We start from the raw sequence: 8,552 nt of genomic DNA, 5'->3' as shown, positions 1-8,552 counted from the left end.
GATAGTGGCCACTGGTAGTGATGTGAAGGAATATTTGAGGCTTGAATACAACACGTTGAGCGCTGAATATACTTCATCATATAATAGATTCATGGGTACATTAAGCGTGGTGCTAGGAGTATACACCACACTGCTTGGAGCACTAGCTTTCCTGATTGCAGTCCTCTTATTAATGGGCATGCTTTTCGGAGGGTTATCTCAATCATTTACAAGTGGTGTCCTCGGAGTAGGTTTGTCACTATCAGGCATGTCACTCCTATTATTTATACTAGTGAAGAGGCCTTTATTCGAGTATAAGGAAGGGAGAAGCACGCTTGTCAAGGTTATAAGAGTGCTTGGAGCTTCTGGAGTAGTATTTATGGCATTCATGGTTTTATACATGCTTGTAACAGGAGCCCTCTACAGCTTAAGGAAAACAGGGATAATGCTGGTTGCGATAGGCATAGTATTATTACCAGCTGGAATATTAGTGAAGATGCATGAGGGAGCCATTAGCGAGCTAGATCTATTCTACCCTGCATTCATTAGAAGCTATGGAGAGCATCTAGCTGTTATACCAGATATGGTGAGCTCGCTTAAGCCGCTGCTGGCGGCCGAGCTCGGTAGACTAAGGAAAACACTGAATAAGGTTTATGCTGGACTAGTTAACAGGGTTAACCCTAGAATCATGTGGATCAGGTTTGCTGAGGAGACGTGTAGCGAGCTAATATATAGGTCTACAAGCATATTCATGGATACACTGGAGTTAGGCGGGGATATGGGTGAAACAGGGGCTCTTCTCTCAGAACACTTCAACAACGTATATAGAATAAGGGCAAACTATACACAGGTGTTCAAGACGTTCGAGACAACGCTTTACATGATGCATCTCATCGTAGTGCTTCTACTAGTATTTATAAGCGGATTCGTAAGGGTATTCTCATATGTATTAACAAACTTTGTAGGCAGCGTGCCAGCCGTGTTTGCCGATATCTTCGCATTCTTTACGGTTACACCTGAAGATGTTTCATTTATTGTTAATCTATTAACACTAGTAATATTGATCTCTAATTCAGTGACGCTTTACTCAGTTAACCCAGGTTCTAGGTATGAGCTATACTATTTCCTGGCGGTATTATTCATGTTAACTGGTATAGGGATCTACACAGGTTATATAGCTGTTGACTACCTATTCAACACAGTGTTCTCGTCACTATAGGCATTTATAGCCTTGGAGTCCGATCAATATAGGGTATACATACCAAATACAGCCTTGGTGGCTTCGTTGAACAAGATAATAAAGCTTCCTCAGCCAGGTAAAATCAGTGGTTTAACAGTTGAGGAAGCATTACTGTTAAGGAGGAGCATAAGGGATTTCAGGGATAAACCGGTTAAACTCAGAGATCTAGCATTAATCCTGTGGGCAACGTATGGATTAAGCGATCCTGTTGAAGGCTTTCTAACAACTCCAAGCGCTGGGACAACGTATCCTCTCCAGGTCTACGTGGTTGTTGGATCCAGGAGTGTAATTGATTATAGTGAATTCCTCGATCCAGGTGTGTATAGGTATGACCCGGAGAGACATGTATTGATACTAGTTAGGAGTGGGGATGTTAGAAGGGAACTGATGCAAGCGGCTTTAATGCAGGGATTCATAGGTAGGGCACCTGTGAGCATAGTGATCACAGCTGTCTATGAGAGGACGACAAGTGTCTATGGTGAGAGAGGTAGGACAAGGTATGTACCTATGGAGGCTGGTCACTCATCTGAGAACGCCTACTTAATGACTACCGCACTTGGCTACGGCACGGTAGCTGTGGGTGCTTTCAGGGACAGCGAGGTATCGCAAGTAATTGGCATTGGAGGTGGTGAAACACCCCTGTATATTATGCCTATAGGGGTGCCTATTACCAGACGCAAGATGGTGTTCGAGGAGCTTACAGGGTTCTTCACTGAGAGAAGATAGTTTTATTAATGTGCACTTATTATATTAAAATGGTGCACCAAAATGGCATGCTTCATAACACCCCTTACACTGGGAATAATAATTGATGTAGTGAAAAGACTCATGGGTAAGGCGGGCATAAAACTAAGACTGGATATACTGGAGAAGATGCTTCTAGGAGGCTCCCTAGTACTAGCTGTGGAGCATGTATGGCATGGAGAAGTAGTACCATACCCACCATTTCTAACAGCCATGAGTAACCCGGCTGATATACCTGTAATGCTTCATGAAATAACTTATGTAGGTGGATTAATGAGTATGGCTGTGACTGCTACTTGGCTCGGCATACTCGCATATACAAGGAGCGGGATCACCAGTAGAAAACTAGTGAAACAGTTAACAGGCGCTATCAGTTTTAACAGGGTTTAAGGGTTGGGCAATGTACGCCATAATACTCCTCATAGCCAGTATTACATCAACTATAGTATGGTACAAATACAGGGACGGCAAATATAGTCTTCAAACACTAGTCTTAATACTATGGGCCTCAACGATAATGTCTATGGTTGATAAAGCGTATGCATCTATTGTTGAAGGCGAGGAATTTGTGGAGGCTACACCAGAGAACATGGTTCTCGGCATAGTACTGGTTGCATCAGCCATCGCTCTATGGCTTATCCACCTGGTTTACACGAGGATTCGTTTAAAATTTTAAAGTTTTCAATTTTCTTATTTCTCCATATAAAAATTAAACCCTAGTATGATAAAGTCACTGAATAACTCCTCAAAGATATCGGAGGATAGCACTGTCATAGCTGTCTCTAATCCACTGCCCTGGGGTCCTCCAAGCAGGAAATCTAGGTTGTTCAAGGATTTCATCCCTGCTAGTCAGCCACGTATATTTTAAGATATAACTCGTCGTAAACGATGAAATGAGGAGTTGATACGTGCCCCTTCCTATAATGCTCCTCCCTACTAGTTATAGTTGTCCTGCATGTGGCACAGTATAGATGCCCTATTGAATCCAGAATGTCTGAGAGCTCATTGAGGGAGAAATCCCTAAATAAGCTGTATCCCTCTACCTCGTTAACTGAAACCTTGTCCAATACAGGACAGTAACCTATCCATGGGTGAGGTATACATGGTGTAAAAACCTATGCTCCCCGCATTTCAATATTACACACCTACTCTCCCTCTATTTTCTCGACACGTATAGCTGATACAGGGCAGACCTCTGCACCATTTTTAGCACACTCGTAGAGATCTTCAGGTATTATACCAATGGATATTTCAGGGGTTAACTTAACACTGTACTTAGCTACAACCCGGTTCTTACCGTTGTCATCTCCTAACTCGAATACCTCGCTGCAAGCGGCTGGTGCTGCTCCGCAGGCTATGCATGTAGAACGGTCTATTATTACCTTATACCTGGTCATGATTCCACCATGTATTATTATTTTTATGTATAAAATTTAAATATTATCATTTATGGTTTGCCTGAAAACTTATCATATGTTTAACCATGTGGTAAAACATTTCAGCCGGATATCAATAACAAAGTTAATTAAAGAACATAAACCATAATAACCAATAGATTTAACAAGGGAATTAAACACATATCTCAAACAGATCCGGTCTGTGGAATGAAGGCAGACTTAATTAAAGTCAAGAGAAAGACCATCGAGAACCTTCTATGGTCCTTCATATACAATATACTATTAATTCCTGTAGTAGCTGGAATACTATATGGATATGGTGTATATCGGGGGCCAGAGTATGCAGCAATAGCAATGATTCTAAGTGGCATCTCGGTAGCATCTAACTCCATTACAGTTCTAGGCACTAGGATAGATTAATCAAATAGATTAACCAAAGATGCTTCCATCAGGGACCCCCAGTCTTTTCTATCCTGGTTTTGATTAAATATATAGCGAGTGTTACTATCAGCAATGAGAAAACTGCTAACAGAATATCCGCGCTCTTCCCTGTTATCGCATAAACAAGTATCTCCCTTACAGCGACTATGAAGGCTACGTCGGATAACTGAGATAGAAAGCCTTCTCCGCGCATTTCCCAGATTATAAGTATGCTTCTAAGTATCTCAGCGTAAATAATTATCATCAATATATCGTTCACCAGTATCTGTATAGTAGCAGCTGTCATGCCATGGAGTTCCATCAATATATCCTTGAATGTTATATACACTGTCAGAATTATTAGTAGACCTATGAAGATTATTACAATAACTTCTGCCACATCTATTAAAATCCTGCCGAGTTTATATACTGATTTGCTTATTGCCTTATTATTCATAGAACATACCTCATCAAATAATTACCGAATCAATATTATCAATATTTTATCAGATTAAAGTAATAAGCGTTATAACGAGTTATCACTGTTGAAACAGTAAATTTATTAAATTTATTAATTAAAAGAGAGCAGATCCCTAGTTCTAAAGGATAAGCTTGCTACCTGTGTAACAGGATCGATGTTGAGTTTGTTTCCATTATTTTTATCTATAGTAGCATAGAGCTTTACCCAGGATGTGATGTTGCTTCTGGTTTGTATGTTTTAAGGTTTTCACAGGTACTTTATTATAGTGGCTTCTGCTGGGGTTAACCGGTCTCTGATAGAGAGAAACCAGGTGGACCACTCTACAGAGACTACAATAACCTAGGGCAGGAAACAGTATAAGGCTCCCCCAGGATACTGTATCGTTAGGCCTGGATACCCTGTGAACCATGTTAGAGGCAGCTGTGCCACCAGTGAAGACTTAGATAAGGAATAGGCCTGGATGTGATAAGCAAGGATGGACGACCACAATTCATCGAGAATAAACATCCAGGAACAAATGGTCTTGAAATGCCTCTCTTAATCCCTCTTTCTCAATAATACTACGTGCAGCCAACACACCTGTAGCAGCCGCGATGTTTATACCTCTCGATAAACCAGCGCCATCCCCTGCCACATAAATGTTTTCCAGGTTTGTCTCGAAGTTCCTACTTACACGTGTCTTCACACTGTAGAACTTTATCTCGGGCGCGTATAGTAGTGTATTATATGATGCTAAGCCCGGTATCACTACATCAAGTCTTTCGATGGCTTCTATAATGTTCTCTATTACTCTATGAGGATATGCCATACTTATATCTCCCGGCGTAGCATCCCTCAGGGTCGGCTCTACGATGCTCCTCCCAATCCTGCCCCATGTACTCCTTCTCCCTGATAACAGGTCTCCAAACCTCTGTATTAATGGCTTTCCACCTCCAAGCTTCGTTGTGAGGCTGGCTATGTGCTTACCGTATTCTACAGTATCCTCCATTGGATCAGTCAAGTTGATTGTCACGAGTAGCGCGAAGTTCGTGTTCCTGGATTTCACCTCAATGTAGCTTTCACCATTCACCCCTACCGTCCCATCATCGTATAGTTCCCTAACCACGAAGCCTTTTGGATTAGTACAGAATGTCCTCACCTTGTCATCGTAGGATTTAGTGTAAAGTATTATCTTCGGATCCTTAACAATAGATGTCACTGGCTCCGCTATGTAAGACGGTACCTCTATCCTTACCCCTATATCGAGGGGGCCTGGCTCAGTCTCTATGCCAAGCTTCCTCGATATAGTTGAAAACCATCTTGCACCTCCACGACCTGGTGCTAGGATAAGGTGCCGCTGGTGGTTTTAACGATATAGCTTCCTCCATCTACATCTATGTCATCGACGCTTGTCTCTACGAGTATCTTGACGCCTGAGTTTTCAAGGTACTTCTCCATTGAGTAGATAACATTTGGCATCTTATCACTACCTACGCGTCTCTGCGGTGTGGGAATAAATCTTCCCTCGGCTTTAGCCACAAGCCTCTCTAGCTCTGAGGAGTCCTCAACATTCACGAGTTCTCCTTGAGCACCGAATTTCCTCAGTATGGAAGCTTCGTGGAGTATGTTGGCCTTGAATGCGGTGAATCTATAAACGTACCCCTATTCGGTACACGTAGCCTACTGAGGGTCGAGGCTGATCAAAAACTAAAAATGCTACTCCTCATGAAAGCTGGGATACCTACCCCACGCGTCTACGAGTTAAGCGATGATGTAAGGGGGCCCGTAATAGTGAAGTTACCGGGTGCTAAGGGTGGTAAAGGATACTTCGTTGCCTCAAGTAATAGTGAGATAGAGGCCAAGCTGAGGAAATATATTGAGGATGGCTTGCTAAGAAGCCCCAGGGAGGCAATCATACAGGAGTACATAGTAGGGGTCACAGCATACTTCCACTACTTCTACAGCCTGGTATTAAACAGACTTGAGTTGCTTGGAGCCGACATAAGGTATGAAAGCGATGTTGATGGGCTACGTAGACTTCCTGTTGGAATCCTAGAGGAACTAGGCATCGATCCAACGTTCACTGTAGTGGGAAACCTACCACTAGTGTTAAGGGAGAGCCTGCTCCCAAAGATAATCGAGTACGGGAGGAGATTTGTGGATGCCTCACGTAGCATGGTTTCGCCAGGCGTTATAGGCCCACTCTGCCTTGAATCCGTTATAGATAGAGAGTTGAATGTAAAGGTGTTTGAGTTCTCTGGGAGAATTGTGGCTGGGACAAACCTGTATATTGATGGAAGCCCGTATTCGTACTTGTACTGGGATCAACCAGTTAGCATGGGTAGGAGAATAGCTATCGAGGTGAGGCTAGCTCTGGAGAAGGGGTTATTGGAAAAAATCGTTACATAATGTTTAATTCCACTCCCCATATAATTAGTTAAGTAGGGGTAGTTGAAGTGAGACTCGACTATAGGTTTATCAGTGTGGATTTATTAAGAGCGTACAAGGAGCTCGTAGATTACAAGGAACTAGAGGAGATAACGGGATTAGACACGCAGATTCTTTGGAGGTATATTAGGAAAGGGGTTAAACCTAACTCAAAGAAGGCGGCCAGCCTATTCAATAAGCTGACTAGCAGGGAAATTGTTGAGGGACTGATTAGGAGGAAGCTCGTTGAATTAGAAAACGGCATCTACAGCTTATACAGGATCGCATATAACATCCCATTAATCAAGATACTCTCCTACATAGCGCTCAAGGAGTTCCGTGAATACAGGATAAACGCTGTTGCAACAGTGGAGTCGGATGGTATACCATTAGCCACTAGAATAGCTGATGTAATGAGCGCCAAGCTCATTGTTGCTAAACACCGCCCCGAGATAGGTGCGAAGGGATATCATCAGGCATCCTATGTATCAAGGGATCCACCAGTCTACACAATGCTCTTTACACCAGCCGATATATTGACTAAGAAGGATAGGGTTTTAATAGTGGACGACCTGATAAACACTGGGAAAACCTCGAAGGCCATGATCCAGTTGATCAAGGCTGCTGGAGCTCAACCAGTTGGATTATTCTCTATAATAGGTATTAGAGATTCATGGTTCAAGGTTATTTCCAAGGATTTAGAGAAAATATATGTTGCGCTAGTTATTACGGAGCTCCAAGAGACTTGAATCAAGCTGCAAAACGACCACTTTTAATCCCAGCTGACTCGGCACTCTACCCCTACACTCAGCACCTGTGAATGAGCATCTAATACGATATTATACAGGGATCTATCGGTTGCTAAACTGATCTCGGATAAATGGTCATAATGTATTTGATAAAATATACGTTGAAACAAGCAATACAGGAATAATTATTGAGAACCCGCTTTACAACAGAAAGCCCCGCCCTAAAGGGCGGGGAGGAGGTCAGGTGTTTTCTCTCTGCCAGGAGTATTGAACATCCGGCAGAGGTCACTATTATGAGTTGCCTAAGACTACGGTTTATAAGCGTTGGAAACCTTGAAAAACCTAAAACCCAGAAACATTTGTCAAATCCTTCAACCATATAAGAATTTAAAACCCAGATGATTAATCACAGTAAATAATGGGTGGGCCGGTAGCTCAGCTGGAAGAGCGCCGCCCTCGCAAGGCGGAGGTCCCGGGTTCAAGTCCCGGCCGGTCCATTTAAAAAGAACATTACAGCGAGTAGCCGAGTTCTAGAGCCTTAATGTTTAACTGATGCCATTTCTCAGGCGTTAAATCCACCACTGTCTTCTTCAAGTGTTCTAGGCTCCATATACTTGTTGCCCTGGCCATGTGCCCGGCTATAACCATGTTTGCAACTCTCCTGGTTCCAAGCCTGGATTCAGCTATTTCGCTGTATCTGTGATGGAATAGTTTGAATCCTGTGAATAAACCTGGATCAACATATTCTTCATCGACGAAAACCATGGTGGTTGGTCTAAGCATTTTTAAATATTTATCAAGGTTAAAGGGATACATGAATACCGCTATATCGGGTGACTGTACTTTTACGTAATCTACATCATGCATGGAATCCCCGATCACTATATCAGTCCTGCTTTCGCCTCCCCTGGTTTCAGCAGCATAGGTCTCCGTGGCTACAGCATATTTCCCAGCATACTTGCTGATCGATAACCCAAGTATTCTACCCAGTAGTAATACACCCTGCCCTCCACGTCCAATTATAAGTACCTCTACCTTCATTTCAACCCCCTTATGATCTCCAGGTATGATGGATTGTCTCGAACCATGAATTCACCTATAATTATGCCTTTCTCCCAGTCTATTAAGGCTTCATC

Annotated in this window: 14 protein-coding genes and 1 tRNA gene; 8 read left to right on the top strand and 7 right to left on the bottom strand. The window is 42.7% G+C overall.

The genetic code is table 11. The annotated features are described in order from the left end of the window. The first annotated feature begins 1 nt into the window (after position 1). Genes ACP5N5_RS04440 through ACP5N5_RS04425 form a run of 4 tightly spaced genes read left to right on the top strand, consistent with a single transcriptional unit; the run spans position 2 to position 2,639 of the window. A complete protein-coding gene (locus tag ACP5N5_RS04440; RefSeq protein ID WP_428133314.1) occupies positions 2-1,198 on the top strand; it encodes a flagellar protein J in 1,197 nt (398 codons plus the stop codon). Between the two features lie 57 nt (positions 1,199-1,255). Next, positions 1,256-1,945: a SagB/ThcOx family dehydrogenase gene (locus ACP5N5_RS04435; RefSeq protein WP_428133319.1), complete on the top strand. Its 690-nt coding sequence runs from the start codon at positions 1,256-1,258 to the stop codon at positions 1,943-1,945. Positions 1,946-1,987: 42 nt separating this feature from the next. Beyond that, the gene (locus ACP5N5_RS04430; RefSeq protein ID WP_428133312.1) at positions 1,988-2,353 is read left to right on the top strand and encodes a hypothetical protein; all 366 of its coding nucleotides are present in this window, start codon (positions 1,988-1,990) and stop codon (positions 2,351-2,353) included. 10 nt (positions 2,354-2,363) lie between these two features. Further along, positions 2,364-2,639: a hypothetical protein gene (locus ACP5N5_RS04425; RefSeq protein WP_428133309.1), complete on the top strand. Its 276-nt coding sequence runs from the start codon at positions 2,364-2,366 to the stop codon at positions 2,637-2,639. 14 nt (positions 2,640-2,653) lie between these two features. On the opposite strand, the gene ACP5N5_RS04420 is transcribed toward ACP5N5_RS04425, so the two are convergent. The 3 genes from ACP5N5_RS04420 to ACP5N5_RS04410 all read right to left on the bottom strand — a co-directional run bounded on the left by ACP5N5_RS04420 (position 2,654) and on the right by ACP5N5_RS04410 (position 3,360). Next, on the bottom strand, positions 2,654-2,794 hold the full coding sequence (locus ACP5N5_RS04420) for a hypothetical protein (RefSeq protein ID WP_157857580.1): 141 nt from the start codon (positions 2,792-2,794) through the stop codon (positions 2,654-2,656). Positions 2,795-2,808: 14 nt separating this feature from the next. Beyond that, positions 2,809-3,030 (bottom strand): hypothetical protein, encoded by a 222-nt coding sequence (locus ACP5N5_RS04415; RefSeq protein ID WP_428133306.1) that lies wholly within the window; start codon positions 3,028-3,030, stop codon positions 2,809-2,811. A 78-nt stretch (positions 3,031-3,108) separates the two neighbouring features. Continuing rightward, positions 3,109-3,360: a ferredoxin gene (locus ACP5N5_RS04410; protein WP_012608182.1), complete on the bottom strand. Its 252-nt coding sequence runs from the start codon at positions 3,358-3,360 to the stop codon at positions 3,109-3,111. Between the two features lie 207 nt (positions 3,361-3,567). On the opposite strand from ACP5N5_RS04410, the gene ACP5N5_RS04405 reads away from it, so the two are divergent. Next, the gene (locus ACP5N5_RS04405; RefSeq protein ID WP_428133297.1) at positions 3,568-3,780 is read left to right on the top strand and encodes a hypothetical protein; all 213 of its coding nucleotides are present in this window, start codon (positions 3,568-3,570) and stop codon (positions 3,778-3,780) included. Positions 3,781-3,808: 28 nt separating this feature from the next. On the opposite strand, the gene ACP5N5_RS04400 is transcribed toward ACP5N5_RS04405, so the two are convergent. From ACP5N5_RS04400 to ACP5N5_RS04390, 3 genes are all read right to left on the bottom strand, one after another. Then, a complete protein-coding gene (locus ACP5N5_RS04400; protein ID WP_428133292.1) occupies positions 3,809-4,237 on the bottom strand; it encodes a phosphate-starvation-inducible PsiE family protein in 429 nt (142 codons plus the stop codon). Positions 4,238-4,751: 514 nt separating this feature from the next. Beyond that, a complete protein-coding gene (locus tag ACP5N5_RS04395) occupies positions 4,752-5,459 on the bottom strand; it encodes an NAD(P)/FAD-dependent oxidoreductase (protein WP_428133290.1) in 708 nt (235 codons plus the stop codon). Positions 5,460-5,581: 122 nt separating this feature from the next. Continuing rightward, the gene (locus ACP5N5_RS04390) at positions 5,582-5,815 is read right to left on the bottom strand and encodes a hypothetical protein (protein ID WP_428133286.1); all 234 of its coding nucleotides are present in this window, start codon (positions 5,813-5,815) and stop codon (positions 5,582-5,584) included. Positions 5,816-5,824: 9 nt separating this feature from the next. On the opposite strand from ACP5N5_RS04390, the gene ACP5N5_RS04385 reads away from it, so the two are divergent. From ACP5N5_RS04385 to ACP5N5_RS04375, 3 genes are all read left to right on the top strand, one after another. After that, on the top strand, positions 5,825-6,649 hold the full coding sequence (locus ACP5N5_RS04385) for a formate--phosphoribosylaminoimidazolecarboxamide ligase (RefSeq protein ID WP_428133281.1): 825 nt from the start codon (positions 5,825-5,827) through the stop codon (positions 6,647-6,649). Between the two features lie 47 nt (positions 6,650-6,696). Beyond that, a complete protein-coding gene (locus tag ACP5N5_RS04380) occupies positions 6,697-7,416 on the top strand; it encodes a phosphoribosyltransferase family protein (protein WP_428133277.1) in 720 nt (239 codons plus the stop codon). Positions 7,417-7,840: 424 nt separating this feature from the next. Then, positions 7,841-7,913 (top strand) — tRNA-Ala (locus ACP5N5_RS04375). Positions 7,914-7,926: 13 nt separating this feature from the next. Here the strand turns inward: ACP5N5_RS04375 and ACP5N5_RS04370 are convergent. Next, entirely contained in the window at positions 7,927-8,457 is a 531-nt protein-coding gene (locus ACP5N5_RS04370) for a 2-oxoacid:acceptor oxidoreductase family protein (RefSeq protein WP_276813953.1), read from the bottom strand. Positions 8,458-8,552: the final 95 nt, after the last annotated feature.

The organism is Desulfurococcus sp. (genome assembly GCF_049970475.1).
Taxonomy (GTDB): Archaea; Thermoproteota; Thermoprotei_A; order Sulfolobales; family Desulfurococcaceae; genus Desulfurococcus; species Desulfurococcus amylolyticus.
Note: the sequence above shows the minus strand (reverse complement) of the source record. Positions and strands in the feature narration are given on the sequence as shown.

Bases quoted from the DNA above. Each gene is read 5' to 3' on its own strand.
- ACP5N5_RS04430 (WP_428133312.1), top strand. From the start codon at position 1,988: ATGGCATGCTTCATAACACCCCTTACACTGGGAATAATAATTGATGTA.
- ACP5N5_RS04425 (WP_428133309.1), top strand. From the start codon at position 2,364: ATGTACGCCATAATACTCCTCATAGCCAGTATTACATCAACTATAGTA.
- ACP5N5_RS04410 (WP_012608182.1), bottom strand. From the start codon at position 3,360: ATGACCAGGTATAAGGTAATAATAGACCGTTCTACATGCATAGCCTGC.
- ACP5N5_RS04405 (WP_428133297.1), top strand. From the start codon at position 3,568: ATGAAGGCAGACTTAATTAAAGTCAAGAGAAAGACCATCGAGAACCTT.
- ACP5N5_RS04400 (WP_428133292.1), bottom strand. From the start codon at position 4,237: ATGAATAATAAGGCAATAAGCAAATCAGTATATAAACTCGGCAGGATT.
- ACP5N5_RS04370 (WP_276813953.1), bottom strand. From the start codon at position 8,457: ATGAAGGTAGAGGTACTTATAATTGGACGTGGAGGGCAGGGTGTATTA.